The organism is Enterobacter cloacae complex sp. AR_0002 (assembly GCF_001922365.1).
GTDB classification, from domain to species: domain Bacteria; phylum Pseudomonadota; class Gammaproteobacteria; order Enterobacterales; family Enterobacteriaceae; genus Enterobacter; species Enterobacter hormaechei_C.
Window position 1 is genome coordinate 1,131,859 of the sequence record NZ_CP018814.1, and the last position, 16,001, is coordinate 1,147,859.

The 16,001-nt window shown below is 55.8% G+C and carries 16 protein-coding genes; 6 read left to right on the forward strand and 10 right to left on the reverse strand.

Annotated features, from left to right (window positions below; genetic code table 11):
• The first annotated feature begins 62 nt into the window (after nucleotides 1-62).
• The gene (locus AM329_RS05635; protein WP_003856935.1) at nucleotides 63-329 is read left to right on the forward strand and encodes a DUF333 domain-containing protein; all 267 of its coding nucleotides are present in this window, start codon (nucleotides 63-65) and stop codon (nucleotides 327-329) included.
• Nucleotide 330: 1 nt separating this feature from the next.
• Here the strand turns inward: AM329_RS05635 and hslJ are convergent, their stop codons facing one another.
• From hslJ to AM329_RS05655, 4 genes are all read right to left on the reverse strand, one after another.
• Complete coding sequence (gene hslJ, locus AM329_RS05640; protein WP_032609299.1) at nucleotides 331-768, reverse strand: heat shock protein HslJ; 438 nt, start codon at nucleotides 766-768, stop codon at nucleotides 331-333.
• Between the two features lie 123 nt (nucleotides 769-891).
• Nucleotides 892-1,020: a DUF2474 domain-containing protein gene (locus tag AM329_RS05645; RefSeq protein ID WP_032609296.1), complete on the reverse strand. Its 129-nt coding sequence runs from the start codon at nucleotides 1,018-1,020 to the stop codon at nucleotides 892-894.
• Complete coding sequence (gene cydB, locus AM329_RS05650) at nucleotides 1,020-2,030, reverse strand: cytochrome d ubiquinol oxidase subunit II (RefSeq protein ID WP_023314215.1); 1,011 nt, start codon at nucleotides 2,028-2,030, stop codon at nucleotides 1,020-1,022. The genes AM329_RS05645 and cydB overlap by 1 nt, the downstream gene beginning before the upstream one ends.
• 5 nt (nucleotides 2,031-2,035) lie before the next feature.
• The gene (locus tag AM329_RS05655) at nucleotides 2,036-3,430 is read right to left on the reverse strand and encodes a cytochrome ubiquinol oxidase subunit I (RefSeq protein WP_003856944.1); all 1,395 of its coding nucleotides are present in this window, start codon (nucleotides 3,428-3,430) and stop codon (nucleotides 2,036-2,038) included.
• A gap of 393 nt (nucleotides 3,431-3,823) precedes the next feature.
• On the opposite strand from AM329_RS05655, the gene AM329_RS05660 reads away from it, so the two are divergent.
• The 3 genes from AM329_RS05660 to patD all read left to right on the forward strand — a co-directional run bounded on the left by AM329_RS05660 (nucleotide 3,824) and on the right by patD (nucleotide 7,083).
• Nucleotides 3,824-4,012, forward strand: a complete 189-nt coding sequence (locus tag AM329_RS05660; RefSeq protein ID WP_003856945.1) for a hypothetical protein — start codon at nucleotides 3,824-3,826, stop codon at nucleotides 4,010-4,012.
• 82 nt (nucleotides 4,013-4,094) lie between these two features.
• The gene (locus tag AM329_RS05665; protein WP_032609294.1) at nucleotides 4,095-5,519 is read left to right on the forward strand and encodes a PLP-dependent aminotransferase family protein; all 1,425 of its coding nucleotides are present in this window, start codon (nucleotides 4,095-4,097) and stop codon (nucleotides 5,517-5,519) included.
• Between the two features lie 139 nt (nucleotides 5,520-5,658).
• A complete protein-coding gene (gene patD, locus AM329_RS05670) occupies nucleotides 5,659-7,083 on the forward strand; it encodes an aminobutyraldehyde dehydrogenase (protein WP_032609292.1) in 1,425 nt (474 codons plus the stop codon).
• A 35-nt stretch (nucleotides 7,084-7,118) separates the two neighbouring features.
• Here the strand turns inward: patD and AM329_RS05675 are convergent, their stop codons facing one another.
• Genes AM329_RS05675 through AM329_RS05685 form a run of 3 tightly spaced genes read right to left on the reverse strand, consistent with a single transcriptional unit; the run spans nucleotide 7,119 to nucleotide 8,012 of the window.
• Entirely contained in the window at nucleotides 7,119-7,301 is a 183-nt protein-coding gene (locus AM329_RS05675) for a DUF1869 domain-containing protein (protein WP_003856955.1), read from the reverse strand.
• A gap of 3 nt (nucleotides 7,302-7,304) precedes the next feature.
• Nucleotides 7,305-7,658, reverse strand: coding sequence for a DUF1971 domain-containing protein (locus tag AM329_RS05680; protein ID WP_003856958.1), 354 nt, complete (start codon nucleotides 7,656-7,658; stop codon nucleotides 7,305-7,307).
• Nucleotides 7,659-7,685: 27 nt separating this feature from the next.
• Nucleotides 7,686-8,012 (reverse strand): DUF1971 domain-containing protein, encoded by a 327-nt coding sequence (locus AM329_RS05685; RefSeq protein WP_015570441.1) that lies wholly within the window; start codon nucleotides 8,010-8,012, stop codon nucleotides 7,686-7,688.
• A 243-nt stretch (nucleotides 8,013-8,255) separates the two neighbouring features.
• On the opposite strand from AM329_RS05685, the gene AM329_RS05690 reads away from it, so the two are divergent.
• Together AM329_RS05690 and AM329_RS05695 are read left to right on the forward strand one after the other, a co-directional pair.
• Nucleotides 8,256-8,429: a GhoT/OrtT family toxin gene (locus tag AM329_RS05690; RefSeq protein ID WP_032609288.1), complete on the forward strand. Its 174-nt coding sequence runs from the start codon at nucleotides 8,256-8,258 to the stop codon at nucleotides 8,427-8,429.
• Between the two features lie 86 nt (nucleotides 8,430-8,515).
• Complete coding sequence (locus tag AM329_RS05695) at nucleotides 8,516-9,274, forward strand: alpha/beta fold hydrolase (protein WP_017382270.1); 759 nt, start codon at nucleotides 8,516-8,518, stop codon at nucleotides 9,272-9,274.
• A gap of 33 nt (nucleotides 9,275-9,307) precedes the next feature.
• Here the strand turns inward: AM329_RS05695 and AM329_RS05700 are convergent, their stop codons facing one another.
• The 3 genes from AM329_RS05700 to AM329_RS05710 are packed head-to-tail and all read right to left on the reverse strand — an operon-like array spanning nucleotide 9,308 to nucleotide 15,802.
• Nucleotides 9,308-11,482: a virulence factor SrfC family protein gene (locus AM329_RS05700; RefSeq protein ID WP_032609286.1), complete on the reverse strand. Its 2,175-nt coding sequence runs from the start codon at nucleotides 11,480-11,482 to the stop codon at nucleotides 9,308-9,310.
• Nucleotides 11,479-14,460 (reverse strand): virulence factor SrfB, encoded by a 2,982-nt coding sequence (locus tag AM329_RS05705; RefSeq protein ID WP_032609285.1) that lies wholly within the window; start codon nucleotides 14,458-14,460, stop codon nucleotides 11,479-11,481. Before AM329_RS05705 ends, AM329_RS05700 begins: the two co-directional genes overlap by 4 nt.
• Before the next feature lie 4 nt (nucleotides 14,461-14,464).
• A complete protein-coding gene (locus tag AM329_RS05710; protein ID WP_032609284.1) occupies nucleotides 14,465-15,802 on the reverse strand; it encodes an SrfA family protein in 1,338 nt (445 codons plus the stop codon).
• Between the last annotated feature and the right edge of the window lie 199 nt (nucleotides 15,803-16,001).

Below are 16,001 nucleotides of genomic sequence, written 5' to 3' on the forward strand. Positions count from 1 at the left end.
CGACGATGCGGCGCGTGATGCCTATTATGCATAGGTTTCGCGTTAATTATGGGGAGGAAGGTATGCGTTCAGCATTTTGGGTCGGATGTGCCGCGTTACTGTTGTCGGCATGCAGCAATGAACCAGTACAGCAGGCGACAGCGGCACACGTTACGCCGGGTATGCGAGCGGCTATGTCCAGTTCAGGTCAGGCCAACTGCGCAATGATCGGCGGTTCACTCTCCGTTGCCCGTCAGCTCGACGGCTCAGCCATCGGCATGTGCGCGTTGCCAAATGGCAAACGCTGTAGTGAGCAGTCGCTTGCCGTTGGTTCGTGCGGAAGCTACTGAGTTATTCAACTCGCTTAAACATCAATGTCTTATTGGCTGTCGCCAGCGTTAACTGGTCTTCGGTCAGGTCTACCTGTGCGCCTGTGCGTAGCATATCGGCGATGGTCTGATCCAGTTCATTTAGCTGCGGCTCGGTGCAGAGTTTCCGCGTCATTGCCAGCGTTTTGACCGTCAACTCTCCTTCGGACAGTTTACCCTGGCCGTTGAAGCCGTTGCACATTGTGCCGGAGACGACAATGTTGTTGATCAGGCTGATATTGGGTTGCGCACTGAAGCGAATGTCAGGCTGCGTTTTCCCGCCTTTGACTGCTTTGCCATCCACATTTTCAAGAACGAAACGGTGATTCTCTAACTGATCGGTCTGAACGGAGGCTTTACCAGGATTAACGCATCCAGCCAGTACAAGGTTGATTAAACTTACTGCCGCGAGCTTTTTCATTTTTCTACTCAAACTATCAATGCTGTAAATATTTTTTCAGTGTAACCATACCCTCCTGGGTGTTAATGGGGTTTATCTGAAAGTGCGGGAAGGGACCGGGCGGCGGCGCGCCCGGTCAGCGAGTTAGTGCGATTTAAATCCAGCTGCGGCCATCAGCATTTTAAAGAGCAAACTTACGCAGGCCAGCGCCAGGACGCTGCCGCCCCAGATGATGGCAAGCCACATCAAACGTTTCCATACAGGTTGTTGCATCAGTGATAACCCTCCCCATGCTGTACTTTTCCGCGAAAAACGTAATAACTCCAGAAGGTGTAGACCAGAATCACGGGAATGATCAACAGTGCACCCACTAACATAAAGCCCTGGCTTTGGGCTGGCGCAGCGGCCTGCCAGAGGGTAATGTCCGGCGGGATGATATGTGGCCAGATGCTGATCCCAAGCCCGCTAAAGCCAAGAAAAACCAGCCCTAACGTCATGATAAACGGCAGGGTATGGCTCGCAGGATCGTGCAGGCAGCGCCACTGGCATAGACTCAGGATCGCAACCAGCGCAGGAACAGGCAGCAGATAAAACAGATTCGGCAGAGTAAACCAGCGCGCAGCAATGGCTGGTTGGGCGAGAGGGGTCCAGATACTGATTATCGCAATGAATACCAGAAGCAGGGGCAGAAGCACTTTCGATAGCTGACGCATCCGCTTTTGCAGGGCATTTTCGCTTTTCATTACCAGCCACGTTGATCCTAACAGCGCGTAAGCCACCACAAGACCCGCTCCGCAGAAAAAATTGAACGCGGTAAACCAGTCAAACGGACCACCGCTGTAAGCTCGACCGGTGACGCTGAACCCCTGGATGACCGCACCGACGGTGATGCCCTGGCTGAAGGTCGCCACAATTGACCCGCCAATAAAGGCCTTATCCCAGAACGGGCGGTGCGCCGGAGTGGCCTTGAAGCGAAATTCGAAGGCGACCCCACGAAATATAAGCCCGATCAGCATTATTGTCAGTGGAATGGTTAGCGCGTCGATGATAACCGCATAGGCGAGAGGAAAGGCGCCAAACAGGGCCGCACCGCCAAGCACCAGCCAGGTTTCGTTGCCATCCCAGACGGGAGCCACGCTGTTGACCATCACGTCGCGGTCGTCCGCATTCGGCGTTGCCGGAAACAGGATGCCTATCCCCAGATCAAAACCGTCCATCACGATATACATCAACGTGGCGAAAACGATAATCACGAACCAGATAATGGAAAGATCGATACCCATTACGGTTACTCCTTAAATTCAGTGGTGACGGCAGAAAGCGGACGAGCAGGGCGGCCATCGGATTCAGTTGCGAAGGATTCATGGGGCTGCGGCCCTTTTTTAATCAGACGCACCATATAGCTGTAACCCACGCCGAATACCGCGGTATAAACCACGAAGAAGGCCAGCAAACTGATGCTCATGTGCAGATCGCCATGCGCGGAAACCGCATCCTTCGTACGCTGTAGTCCATAGACGACCCACGGCTGGCGGCCGACCTCCGTTGTTACCCATCCGGCGAGGATCGCGATCAGCCCGGACGGTCCCATCAGCAGGGCAAACCACAGGAAGGAACGTGATGTATAAAGGCGCTGTTTGTAACGCAGCCAGATTGCCGTCACGCCCAGGAGCAGCATCAACATCCCCAGGCCGGCCATGATGCGGAAAGACCAGAAGACAATGGTGGCGTTCGGGCGATCTTCTTTTGGGAACTCCTTCAATGCCGGAACCTGTTTATCGAGACTGTGGGTCAGGATCAGGCTGCCGAGAGCGGGAATTTCCAGGCCAAAACGGGTCCGTTCCTGCTCCATATCCGGCCAGCCAAACAGCAGCAGTGGAGTAGGCTCACCCGGCGGATTCTCCCAGTGACCTTCGATGGCGGCTATTTTCGCTGGCTGGTGTTTTAAGGTATTAAGCCCGTGCATATCCCCCACCAGCGCCTGGACTGGGGCCACGATTAACGTCATCCACAACGCCATGGAGAACATAGTGCGAATAGCGGGGGTATTGTTTCCGCGCAGCAAATGCCAGGCCGCGGAGGCACCAACAAACAGTGCGCTGCTGAGAAATGCCGCTATCGACATGTGCAGCAGGCGGTAAGGGAAGGAGGGGTTAAACACCACGGCAAACCAGTCCACCGGAACGACCTGACCGTTGATGATTTCATACCCTTGCGGTGTCTGCATCCAGCTGTTTGACGAGAGGATCCAGAACGTAGACATGAGGGTCCCCAGTGCGACCATGCATGTCGAAAAGAAGTGCAGCCCCGGCCCGACCTTATTCCAGCCAAACAACATCACCCCGAGGAACCCCGCCTCAAGGAAGAACGCGGTAAGCACTTCATAGGTCAGCAGGGGGCCGGTAATACTGCCCGCGAACTGCGAAAACCCGCTCCAGTTGGTGCCAAACTGATAAGCCATCACCAGGCCGGAGACCACGCCCATCCCAAAGTTGACGGCGAAGATCTTTGACCAGAAATGGTACAGCGATCGCCAGACGGGATTTTTTGTTCTCAGCCACAGCCCTTCCAGCACGGCGAGATAGCTCGCCAGGCCAATGGTTATCGCCGGAAAAATAATATGAAAGGATACGGTAAAGGCGAACTGTATTCGCGCAAGATGAAACGCATCTGGACCAAACATGCATTGCCTCAATGTTAAACGGTGTACTGTTATGATAAAGAGGGGGGGAATGAGATATCAGAAGCAGAAATTGATAATTTATCTATAACAGTTGTGTGAAAAGGTGAACTTTATCTGGCTGATATAGCTAACAAGTAAGAATAAAAAATTTCTTTTTATGATTATTATGCATTAAACAGCTTGCTTTGTCGCCAGCAACATGCGTTAATGGATTTCTGGTTTTGAATCCAAATAAATATCTGACGTAGTTTTATAAAGCAGTTCTCATCACGTTGTGCCTCTCCGCAGCCTCTCTTGGGTCTTTATCTACATTCCGATTAGTTTTGTATCGAACCATTTTTTGCCTGATCGGCTCATGAGTAATTTACGTTTTTACGTTTACAGGAGAATCCTATGACTTCTTATATCCATTTCCGCTGCCCATGCTGTCATGGCTCGCAGTACCGCACCTCAGCTTTTGATGTGTCTGACAAAAACCCGTTCGGCGCGAAATGCATTTTCTGCAAATCGCCAATGATCACGCTCGACCACCTGGCCGCAGCGCGTTCGGCTCAGAATCACATTACTGAGTACCGCAAGTAATCTGCCGCGTTTCCCATAACAGTTAGCAAAATCTTCTCTTTTTCTCCTGCTGATATACACTGTCAGCAATAAGGAGAATCTGATGAAAAAATACCAGCGTCTGGCGCAACAAATTATCTCGCAGATTGAGCTTGGCGTATGGTTGCCGGGCGATAAGCTGCCTTCTCTGCGAGAGCAGGTGGCAAGCAGCGGCATGAGTTTTATGACCGTGGGCCACGCGTATCAGATGCTGGAAAGTCAGGGGCGCATTGTTGCCAGACCGCAGTCAGGCTATTACGTTGCCGCCCGCCCGACCCCACACCAGCCTGCACCGCCCGCGCAGGTGATGCGCGATGAAGTGGTCGACATTAACACCTATATCTTCGACGTGCTACAGGCCAGCCGCGACCCCTCCGTTGTCCCTTTTGCCTCGGCGTTTCCCGATCCGCGCCTTTTCCCGCTTCAGCAACTCAACCGATCGCTGGCTAACGTCAGCAAAACGGCTACCGCCATGAGCGTGATCGAAAACCTGCCGCCGGGTAACGTCGACTTACGTCATGCCATTGCCCGTCGCTACGCTCAGCAGGGAATGAATATCTCCCCGGATGAAATTGTGATCACCGCGGGCGCGCTTGAGGCGCTCAACCTCAGTTTGCAGGCTGTGACTGAACCAGGGGACTGGGTTATCGTTGAAAATCCCTGTTTTTATGGCGCACTCCAGGCGCTTGAACGTCTGAAACTGAAAGCGCTGTCGGTTGCCACTGACGTGCGTGAGGGCATCGATCTCAGTGCCCTTGAGCAGGCGTTAAAAGATTATCCGGTGAAAGCCTGCTGGCTGATGACCAACAGTCAGAACCCGCTCGGCTTCACGCTGAGTGCAGAGAAGAAAGCTCAGCTGGTGGCCTTACTCACCCGGCATAACGTCACGCTGATTGAAGACGATGTTTACAGCGAACTCTACTTTGGCCGCGAAAAGCCGCTTCCGGCAAAGGCCTGGGATAAGCAGGATATGACGTTGCACTGCTCCTCATTCTCCAAGTGTCTGGTGGCTGGTTTTCGTATTGGCTGGGTGGCGGCGGGAAAACATGCGCGCCGTATTCAGCAGTTGCAGCTGATGAGTACGTTATCCACCAGTTCTCCCATGCAGCTGGCGCTGGTGGATTACCTGGCGACCAAACGTTATGACGCCCACCTTCGCCGCCTGCGACGCACGCTTGCTGAACGCAAACAGCAGGCCTGGCAATCGCTTTTGCGCCATATGCCTGCCGGCGTCAAAATCCATCATAACGACAGCGGCTACTTTTTATGGCTGGAACTGCCTGAACAGCTGGATGCGGGGCGGTTGAGTGAGAAGGCGTTAACCCATCAAATCAGCATTGCGCCCGGCAAGATGTTTTCCACCTCCAATATCTGGACACCGTTTTTCCGTTTCAATACCTCATGGGGATGGGGCGAGCGGGAGGAGCAGGCGGTCGTCCAGCTGGCGGGGGTAATCCGCGAAATGATGCTGCACCCAGTCACACCTTGATGAAAATTCCTGAAGCGACATGACGCGCGGTCTACCTTTAGTAAAGGAGTGCGGATTGGTGACGTGACGTTGTCACGTACATGTCCGCCAGAACGTGTGCTGACAGCGAAAACAATGTCGATTTCAACAGGACGATGCTATGCAAAATCAATTGCTGATTAATGGTGAACTGGTGGCCGGCGAAGGTGAGAAGCAGGCGGTTTATAATCCTGCCACGGGTGATGTGCTGCTGGAGATTGCTGAAGCGTCGGAAGCACAGGTGGACGCTGCCGTCCAGGCTGCCGATCGCGCGTTTACAGAGTGGGGACAAACGACGCCGAAAACGCGCGCCGAATGTCTGTTGAAACTGGCTGATGTGATAGAAGCCAACGCTGACGCGTTCGCAAATCTGGAATCCCTTAACTGCGGGAAACCGCTGCACTGTGTCCAGGGGGACGAGATCCCGGCCGTGGTCGATGTGTTTCGCTTCTTTGCCGGGGCCGCCCGCTGCCTGAACGGGCTGGCTGCCGGAGAATACCTCGAAGGACATACTTCGATGATCCGCCGCGACCCGGTTGGCGTTGTCGCCTCTATTGCGCCCTGGAACTATCCTCTGATGATGGCGGCGTGGAAGCTGGCGCCCGCGCTGGCGGCGGGAAACTGTGTCGTCATCAAGCCGTCTGAAATCACCCCGTTGACGGCGCTGAAGCTGGCGGAACTGGCGAAAGATATCTTCCCTCCAGGCGTGCTGAACGTGCTGTTTGGTCGCGGAAAAACCGTAGGAGATCCGCTGACCGGCCACGAAAAAGTCCGTATGGTTTCTCTCACCGGCTCTATTGCTACCGGAGAACATATTATCGGGCATACCGCATCTTCAGTTAAACGTACCCATATGGAATTGGGCGGAAAAGCGCCGGTCATTGTCTTTGACGATGCAGATTTGGATGCCGTGGTTGAAGGCGTGCGTACGTTTGGTTTCTACAATGCTGGTCAGGATTGTACCGCAGCCTGTCGTATCTATGCCCAGAAGGGGATTTACCCCGCGCTGGTCGAAAAGCTGGGCGCAGCCGTTGCCAGCCTGAAAATGGGCGTGCCGGACGATGCTTCAACCGAGCTGGGCCCGCTCAGCTCCGCAGCGCATCTTTCCCGCGTTTGTGCTGCCGTGGACGAGGCCAAAACCCTTGGACATATCCGCGTCGTCACCGGTGGCAGTAAAAAAGAGGGGGCAGGATATTACTTCCAGCCAACGCTGCTGGCCGGGGCGAAGCAGGAAGATGCGATCGTCCAGCGAGAAGTGTTTGGCCCGGTGGTCAGCGTGACAGAATTTGAGGATGAAGCGCAGGTGCTGAACTGGGCTAACGATTCGCAATACGGCCTGGCCTCGTCCGTCTGGACAAAAGACGTCGGACGCGCCCATCGCCTCAGCGCACGGTTGCAGTATGGCTGCACCTGGGTCAATACCCATTTTATGCTGGTGAGCGAAATGCCGCACGGCGGGATGAAGTTATCCGGTTACGGAAAAGATATGTCGGTCTACGGACTTGAGGATTACACGGTAGTCCGACATGTCATGTTTAAACACTAAACCCTCATGCCCGGCGCAGTGCCGGGCGATTCAGCTTACCAGCCACATACCTCGTGTTCATTTTCCGTATCGTAGGCGCGAACGGTGTTCACCAGATCCTTCACGACATCTGCCGCGACGTCCGGGATCAACAGCTCCATTGGCGCTTCTGTTTCATAATCCACTGACACGCCGTTGCTGTTGTTGGTGACGGTCACAGTATAGGTAGCCTTACCCATTATTTACTCCTTATGCGTGTTGACCACTTTACCGATGCCCGCACCGCTGAGCGTGACGGCAGGATCCGCGAAAAAGTCGATATTAAAATAGGTGTCGTCGGTCAGTAGCTCAATGCGGTGCCATTTTTGTGGTGGGGAGATGCCAAAAGAACCGGCCTCAATGACCACTTCCAGATCGGGCTCGGTGGCGTCGCCATCGGCAAAGCCAAAGTAACGCACCGCACCCTGCATGACGGACAACCGACCGTACACGCCGGCTTTGGTGTTGTGATGGGTAAAAAGCGCTTTTGGGGCGGTCTCTTTATTCCAGAACGGCGTCGAGCGGGTATGAACAAAGTTTTCAGGAATACGTAACATCATAGTTTCCTTCATGTTAGCGGGCGCTTAAAGGGACTTAAGCACCTCAGGTTCAACAAAGAATTCAATATTGAACAGGGTGTCGTCGGTCATCACCTCAATGTGGTGCCATCTCTCTGGCGGGAAAACGCCGAAACGACCCGCTTCAATGACGAGCTCGCTGTCAGGCTCAGGTGTAAATTCATCAGCATAGCCCAGATAACGCACTGCGCCACGCATCACCGACAGGCGAGGGTAAACGCCCGGGCGCGTGCCCGTATCAAGGTGACGTTTAAAAATGCCGGCGGGGGCCGTTTCTTTGTTCCAGAAAGGCGTGGAACGGGTGTGAATGCAACTCTGCGGAATGCGTAGCATGTTTCCTCCCTTAAAAGCCTGCTGTTATTAAACTGCTTTCTGCGGGGATGAATTTATCAATAAGTGCATTTAATATGCATCTTATCAATAATAACCGTTTTGCTTTACCCGGCGTTGTTACACAAGGTACTCAGTTGTTATTATCCTTAGTATTTAAGTGGTTATGATGTAACGAAAAAACTTGATCTGTGTCAACATATGACGCATATTGCGTGCGGTTATTTTTCGGCTCAGGTAAACAGAATGACGTTGTATCAAAAGATGTTGGTGTTCTACGCAATCATGGCCTCCATCTGCGCATTAATCACCTGGTTCCTGTCTAAAGATAGTAAACGTATTCGCCTGTTGAGCGCATTCCTGGTGGGTTCCACCTGGCCGATGAGCTTTCCTGTTGCCCTGTTGATCTCTCTTTTCTGAAGCACGCTTCCAGAATCGGCATCCAGACATAGCATTCCATACATTGAGGCTGTATAAATATACAGTCCGTCATACATGGAGTGCTTATGAACAGTTTCTATTCGCAGCAAGCAGGCTGCACTGTGCGCTGGCAGGATCTTCCCGGTTTCGGTGACCCGGTTGTGTTTATCCACGGGTTGGGCTGTGCATCGTCGTATGAATATCCTCGTATTGTCTGTGATACCCGTTTCGGGGGGCGCAGAGCCATTCTGATCGATCTTCCCGGTAGCGGTTACAGTGACAAACCTGACAACTACCGTTATCGCACGAGCGAACAGGCGCAGGTGGTGGTTGAACTGTTAAACCATCTCGCCCTGGATAGTCTCTGGCTGTATGGTCATAGCATGGGGGGGAGTATCGCGATCGAAACGGCAGCACTGTTAACGTCGCGCGTTAAGGGCCTGATAGTATCTGAACCCAATTTTCATGCGGGTGGCGGGATGTTCAGCCGAGCAATTGCGGCCCAAACGGAACAACATTTTCTGGCTCAGGGCTATGATGACATGCTGCGGGCGGAAACGTCGCCGTGGGCTGGAAGCCTTCAAAGCAATGCCCCCTGGGCCGTCTGGCGCGGCGCAACAAGCCTGGTCGAGGGCGTTAAACCTGACTGGGCACACCTGTTCTTGTCATTGAGCTGCCCGGTAATGTTAGTTTTTGGTGAGCGCTCCCTGCCTGATGACGATTTTATTCGCCTGCAACAAAACGGCGTTGCTGTAAAAATTATCCCTGATGCGGGCCATTCAATGTCCTGGGAAAACCCGTCAGCGTTGGCTCAGGCTTTGTCTGGCTTCATAAACGGCTCATGAAGGGGTAGCCCGCATTGCTGCGGGCTGCAATGATTAAGACAGCAAGGCAGACAAGGCTTTCCGCGCAGCAGGCTGAACGTCATACGGGCACTGATAATCCATGTTCTCAATCGCGCGGGTGTAGAGCGCAACCAGCCAGTCATAAACATAGGCTGTCGCCGCATGGACAGGCTGCTCGCCAAGTCGGGTAAGACGGGGAGAAGCGCTGCTCACAACTGGCGTCACAAAAATTGGCTGACCTTTGCGGATCCGGCTTGCAGGCCGTTCAGAAACGGGCGTCATTTCATAGCCAAGCCAGCTAATGAAATTGCCTGTCGCGGCATGCAGCTGCGCGGCGCTGCTTTTATCTTTTTCTGCAATGCGTTGCAGTTGCAGCGGCAGATCCAGCCGATAGCTGGTAACGATCAGCACATCCGCAATCTGCTGTAATACCTCTGCGTCCAGGCCCAGACGGGCAGCCGCCGCGTCGTTGCGACTCCACTGACGAAGATGGTTAACCCACACGTTATGGGCCAGCCGCGCTTTGTCTTTGGTCTGCAACGCGCCTGGATTTTCCTGCGTCTCTTCCGCAAACAGATCGATAACATCGTTAAACAGGCCGTTGACCTGTTCCTCACGAGGCTGGTGGACGGTCAGCAGCGTCTCAAACGCGTTTAACGGCGGCAGAAGCCCCTCAAGCAGTTCACCATGACGAGCGGCACTGCCTTGCAGCGTTCGGACCATTTTTTCGGCCATTGCCCGCCCTGCGCCTGGCTCCTGAGTGAGAGGCGCGACATATGGGCGCATCAGCGTTGACAGCGACTCTTGTAACAGCCTTTTCAGCGCGCGGAGACGCTTCTGGCGCTGTGCCGGCAGGGTAGCCTGCGACAGCCACTCAATCACTCGCTGCATGCTGTGGCTATCGAGCGCCTGAAGCGTGCCCCAGCGCAGACCCGGCTGGCCCAGCAACTGCTGCACCGCTTCGTCCAGATTCTGCTTTGTGGTAAACCGCGCATCATGAGGGGTAATGGCCCAGACCAGCCCCGGCAACGCGGATTCTTCAACCGGCTGCGTCTCTTTGACCCAGTTTTGCAGGAGCCTTGCCGTTTTCGCGGTCTGCTGGTGATGCGCCGTTGCATTGCAGATAACCAGGACATCCGGCTGAATGTGCTGACGATAATGCTCCAGCAACCACAGGCATTTTGCCTGCATCATCAGCGGCGTGTTTTCCTCAGGAATGGCCGGAATATCAATGACGTCAACGTTATCCAGCACGCAGTTCTCAACGGGCAGCACCACTTCGCGGGTCAGAGATGCCAGTACATCAACGGGCAGGCTAATGGCGTTAAGCAGCTCGCCGTTTTTTATCGGATGAAGCAGTGTTTCCTGTGCTTCCGGCACGGTAAACGCCCCGTGAGTAAGAAAGCCTTCGCAGGGTAGACCAAAGCTGTCCACCAGCAGACTCAACGGCGCCGCAAGTGCGCTGGCATGGCTGGTTTGATGCAGCACCTGGGCGAATTTAAGCCACTGCTGGGTTAACTCCTGCTGCTCACCCCACAGCAGAGACCAGACGCTGGCGCGGGTGCTGAGATCAAGCGACGGAACCAGCAGAGCAAACTGGTGCCACAGGGCATCATCAATATGCTGCTTAGCGCCGGGTACTACGCTTTGCCAGAATCGGGCTATGGTCGCGACTTCCCGCGCCGTCATTCCCGGCACGCTCTGCGGTTGACGCAGCGCCCGCCACTTCTCAAGCCGTGCTTCAATCACCGATTTATCCACCGCGCGGATCTGCGGATCCAGCGTGGTGCGCGCGATAAACAGCTGCACCAGCTCGGCCTCCGTTACCAGGCGCAGGCGCAGGGGAAACGCGTCGTCTGCGACCTCGCGGGACGCTCTGCTGAAACGCACGGCCATGTTGGTCGGTGCATGCCCGGGGTTAATATGCGAGAAGTAATCAAACGTGCGTTGACCCGGCGTTACGTTCAGCCGTTCGTCCCCGCTGCCGCACAGGGCAGCCAGCAGGTGCGCTTTCGCGGCCTGCGAGTGGCCATATAGGCCGATACTGCCCTGGCTGACAAGTGCGCGATCGAGCGCCTCTTCACGCGCGCTTAGTGCGTTAAGGCGGGCAAGCAGGGCGTCGGCTTCGTTATCCAGCATCGGGGCGTGCTGTCGCGTCTCGTTGATCCACCCGATTAAGGCCTGAGTGGTGGCAGTCGTCGCAGTCATTTGAGGTATACGCTCCCGCTGTCGATCCAGTAGTGGCTGCCGCTGTGTCGGCGATCGGCCAGAGTATTCAGTTTAAAGGTTAGGGCATCCGGCGGCACTGGCGTGCCGTCCTGTAGCCAGGCATCACTCAGCTCGAAAGATTCCGGACCTTCCTGCTTAGTGCCGCCACGCAGCTTCAGGCGCACGTTCAGTACGCCGTCGCCCGCAATGGCTTTCGCCAGCTCGGCAGAGTTGATGCTCAGGGTATAGAGCGGCGTCGCGGGCCAGCGGGCATTGGCCAGCTGCCGGAAGCCGAGCGTAACGTTGCCGCGCAGCGGGAAGTGCAGACGGGCGTCCAGTTTCGCGCCGGGTTTATCGAGGTCGATATCGTGATACCAGACGTTCTCGTCCCGCAGGGTATTGATCGTGTTATCCAGCACGCCCAGATAGCGCACCGTAGAGTACGCGCCGATATCCGCTGCTTTAAAGTTAAAACGCGGCAGACGAAGATCCAGCGCCAGGCTACAGAGCATCGCTCCTACCGCAGCGGTGGATTTCGGGTTGCCGATCCGTCCCTGCTGGCTGAACGGATACCATTCATGAACCTGATATTTATCCAGCCAGACGATGCGGTTGACGGGCACCGGTTGCAGGTGGCGAATCAGGGCCTGAACGCCCGGCAGGCAGCCCGGCCGTCCCGTGATCAGCAGGATATCGCAGCTGTAGTGAGAGATCGCCTCACATACCGCATGAAGCGGGGCGGCAAGCGTGAACTGACCCGCCAGCATGGCGTCCCGCATCTCCCGAAAGCTGACGTGCAGCGGTACGCTGAACAGATCAAAGTGTTCTGAGCCGGCAGGCAACGCATGGTCAATCGCCTGCTGGAGATAATTCATCACGTTGCGCGTCGGTTTTTGCGTAAGCAGGTCGCCAAAGGTGGCATGCAGCCCGGCCAGCGGATCGTCAACATCGCTCGATTCCCACGCCGCCAGGATCGCGTGACCTATCGGCATAAAAAGCTGAAGCGCCGTCTGCTGGCGCAGGACCGCCTGGGTATCGATCCGCCCGGAATCACCGAACAGGGATGCCATCAGTTGGGAGGCATCGGCTATGCCGGATTTCTGAAGCTGGGTTTGCAGCGCGGGCAGAACGTAGCGCTGGATCACGTCCAGCAGCGTATCATCGCCAGCGACCTTGAACCCTTCGCGGAACAGCAGCTGCGGGGTGATTTTGACGTTATTTCCGGAACCATCATCTAACTGATAGTGCGTGATGGCCATATCCGTCGTGCCGCCGCCGATATCAATCGAGGCCACGCGCAGCGCACGCCCCGGCAGGACGCCAGGCTCAGGCGCGCGATCCGGACGGGCGAGGGAGGCGAAAAAGGCCTCGGTCTGGCCACCGAAATGGGAAATGGCTTCGTTATACAGCCACACCAGCTGGCCGCAGCTGGCCTCGTCCCACTCCATCTGGATCTCAGGGACCGGCACCACGCTTTTTTCCTGCTGCTTGCGGCTGGCAAAATCTTCATCCTGCGGGTGCCAGCCCATCGCTTTCCAGACGATGGCGATGGCTTCGAACATGCGGCGACGGAAAATCTCGCGCTCCTGTTTCGGCATTGCTGAAGGCAGGGTGAGGATCAGCGTCCGCAGCTGGCGGGGAGAGGCCGGGAAGCCGAGCCGCAAGCGGGTGGCCACGCTGTTAATCTGGCCAAGCGCCTGAGCCAGCAGCTCGCAGAGCATGTGCGTCATCAGGGTGCTGCGGCTGTACTGCGGAGAGAACACCGGCAGACGCTCATCCTGCGGCAGCGTAAAGAGTGGTTCCCCGTCGTCGTTCATCAGGTTCATCAGCGGAAACGCAGTTGCCAGCGGTTCGCGCTGGGTTTTGCTGTTCATCTGGCTAAAGCGCCAGTCCTGCACTACCGGCGTCTCGTCCCACAGATAGCGACGCGGGCTGGAAATTCCACTGTTGCCTTCCGTGCCCAGACGCTGCATTGCCAGCTTACGCGCTTCATCACCCACGCGGACAATGGACGGCCAGACGAATGCATCCTCCCGGCCGCTTTCCACCGAGAAGTGCTGCTTGCCAAAACGCGCTTCGGAAAATTCAAGACGGCTGGTAAACAGCGGCTCATTCAGGAACTGTGGCTCACTCAGAGATCGTACCTGAAGTTCAGCAGTCTGGCGCAGGCCGTCGTTGGCATCACCATGATCTTCAATAATCACGCCGCAGGTGTGGGTGTTGCCTACGTCAAGGATCAGATCGACAGGAATAGCAGGGGTGCTCAGGGTATGGGTGACAAACTTCACTTCCGGCACGGTGAGTTGTTCCCCGAGCATGGAGAGCAGGTTGAGCCAGTGTGCCTGATATTCAAAGCTGCGCATGGCCTGATGCAGCTCCCGCTCGGAGCGTTTTTCAACCCCGTCGGCAAACTGCGTAAAGGCTTCGCGCAGCCAGCCGTCAATCCAGGTCTGGTCAAGGAAACTCTCAACCTCACTGTCGCGCCAGGCGAGCGCGAAACGCGTGCCGTTAAGGATATCGTTTTCAACCGGCGACAGCGCAGACGTCGCATGCTCTGCAATCTGGCTGTCGAGCGCGACGGTGACCCGGTGCGTATTGCCAGCCGCGTCGGGCCTGGAAAGCTTTCGTACCTGGACGCGCGCCCAGTTATCCGGGCCATCAACAAACGTCCGCGGCGGGTTAAAGCGCAGGAAAGGGAGCGGCAGCCAGACGCCGTCCAGCACGTTCAGGGAGTTATGCAGTGGAATGGTGCTTTCAGGCTTGACCACTTCCGGCTGCCCGCCATCGGTGGCAGGCAGCGTGTACCGGCCGTTAACCAGATCAAAATCCAGGCGCAACAGCGGGCCATTTGCCGTTTTACGCACGAAACGCCCGTTGCTGGCAGTGTCCTGCGGAGTCAAGCCAAAATCGAGAAACTGCACGCCGCTGTTAGCAATCAGCGTCACGCTCTGTTTATAGTCGCAAAGATTAACCAGCATAGGATCAGACACCTGCTTTCTTGAACGTCAGAGGAACGATGGTGTTGGCATCGTAACGTGCGGTGCATTCCGCCACGTCGCTGGCACCTGCCTTACAGGTCACTTCCGGCATCGGATAGCGTGAACCGTCGGTGCAACGAGCGTTTCCGCGCGTTTTGATCAACAGCTCGCCGTTGCTGTGTAATCCGGAAAAGACGTCTACCCGGCAGACAATGTTGTCGCCATGCACAACCCGGGCGAAACCTGTATTGTTCTGGATCTGATAGCGCAGCGACGGCGGTTTGCCGGTGAGCGGATCCTGCACATCGAGAAACGCGCGCCAGGTGCCATTCAGGAAGCGCGTTAACCCCGCTTTGACCTGGTTTGCCTCCATCACCATCGCATCTTTCGGTATCGCGGTAATGACCACTGGTTCGGCTGCCGGTGCAGGCGTTTTCACCTTCGGCTCTACCACTTCGGCCTGGTGCAGCGGGAGTTTCAGCTCAAGCGGCTCGACCGTCTTTACGGGGGCCGGAGCAATGGCGACAGGCACTGGCGCTGGTGTGGCAACAGGCGCTGCGGTCGGGGCCTGTTTTGGCCAAAGCAGCGGGGTGGCAATGGCCGCAATAATGACGGCGGCAACCGGCAGCAACCACAGGGGGGAGCGACGTTTTTTCTGCATGGCCGCCGGTGCGGGCTCTGGCGGCGCGGCGTTCATGCGCACCGGCTCTGGCGTATACAGTTCATCTTCGGTGATACGGACGGAAGCCACAGGCGTGATAAGCGGCGCGTCGGCCTGCTCAAAGGTCACTACCGGGGCCGGTTCTTGCTCCTGTTCAGGTTCAGGCTCGTTAATCACCACTGGCTCAGGTTCAGGGACCAACGATTCGCGCAGGCAGTCCAGCACGTCGTCGCGCGCGTTCTCGTTAAGATTGACGAAACCCCAGAAGCAGATCACCGGTTTGCCATCCACCAGGAAAACAAAGTTTTCACCGGGAAACTGAAAGGCTTTTGAGAGCAGAGAGCCAAACAGTTGCTGCGCCGTTTTCGGTGACTGAAGGCATTTTTTACTCAGCGACTCCACGCTGGCGAGCGTGTTTTCCAGATAGCGTAGGGCGCGATAACGATCATCTTCATCCGCCGCCTTCCAGCTGGAGACGGTTCCCTCAACCGGGGAGTACCAGTCAACGCGATCGCCGCCGTCGTAGACCTGGGGGATGGCCAGACAATCGACGATAGCCTGTTGTTTGCGCAACCGAAGCGCTTCGCGGATTTGCAGCGCTGATTCAAAAACGGCCTGTCCGCCGCCACCAACGGCCTGAAAATCATCCAGATTACCGCTGCGTAAAAGTGTTTTTGTCACGATTTGGTCCTGTAGACTTCTTCACGCCATTACTTTAACGAAACAGCTAAGCAAGCAAACGGCGGAGGAGACGATAAAAGGGACGATTTCTTGCGGCATTGATCGTGATGGTTGTGCTTGACGAATAATGAACCTTAAGGCAAATCGGTTTCTGCGGGGTGATGCTAAAACCAGCGAAATGTACGGCTTAAGAATAACC

Coding starts and splice junctions, on each gene's coding strand:
- cydB (WP_023314215.1), bottom strand. CDS start 2,030: ATGGGTATCGATCTTTCCATTATCTGGTTCGTGATTATCGTTTTCGCC.
- hslJ (WP_032609299.1), bottom strand. CDS start 768: ATGAAAAAGCTCGCGGCAGTAAGTTTAATCAACCTTGTACTGGCTGGA.
- AM329_RS05645 (WP_032609296.1), bottom strand. CDS start 1,020: ATGCAACAACCTGTATGGAAACGTTTGATGTGGCTTGCCATCATCTGG.
- AM329_RS05705 (WP_032609285.1), bottom strand. CDS start 14,460: ATGCTGGTTAATCTTTGCGACTATAAACAGAGCGTGACGCTGATTGCT.
- AM329_RS05690 (WP_032609288.1), top strand. CDS start 8,256: ATGACGTTGTATCAAAAGATGTTGGTGTTCTACGCAATCATGGCCTCC.
- AM329_RS05685 (WP_015570441.1), bottom strand. CDS start 8,012: ATGCTACGCATTCCGCAGAGTTGCATTCACACCCGTTCCACGCCTTTC.
- AM329_RS05660 (WP_003856945.1), top strand. CDS start 3,824: ATGACTTCTTATATCCATTTCCGCTGCCCATGCTGTCATGGCTCGCAG.
- AM329_RS05700 (WP_032609286.1), bottom strand. CDS start 11,482: ATGACTGCGACGACTGCCACCACTCAGGCCTTAATCGGGTGGATCAAC.
- patD (WP_032609292.1), top strand. CDS start 5,659: ATGCAAAATCAATTGCTGATTAATGGTGAACTGGTGGCCGGCGAAGGT.
- AM329_RS05695 (WP_017382270.1), top strand. CDS start 8,516: ATGAACAGTTTCTATTCGCAGCAAGCAGGCTGCACTGTGCGCTGGCAG.
- AM329_RS05635 (WP_003856935.1), top strand. CDS start 63: ATGCGTTCAGCATTTTGGGTCGGATGTGCCGCGTTACTGTTGTCGGCA.
- AM329_RS05655 (WP_003856944.1), bottom strand. CDS start 3,430: ATGTTTGGTCCAGATGCGTTTCATCTTGCGCGAATACAGTTCGCCTTT.
- AM329_RS05675 (WP_003856955.1), bottom strand. CDS start 7,301: ATGGGTAAGGCTACCTATACTGTGACCGTCACCAACAACAGCAACGGC.
- AM329_RS05665 (WP_032609294.1), top strand. CDS start 4,095: ATGAAAAAATACCAGCGTCTGGCGCAACAAATTATCTCGCAGATTGAG.
- AM329_RS05680 (WP_003856958.1), bottom strand. CDS start 7,658: ATGTTACGTATTCCTGAAAACTTTGTTCATACCCGCTCGACGCCGTTC.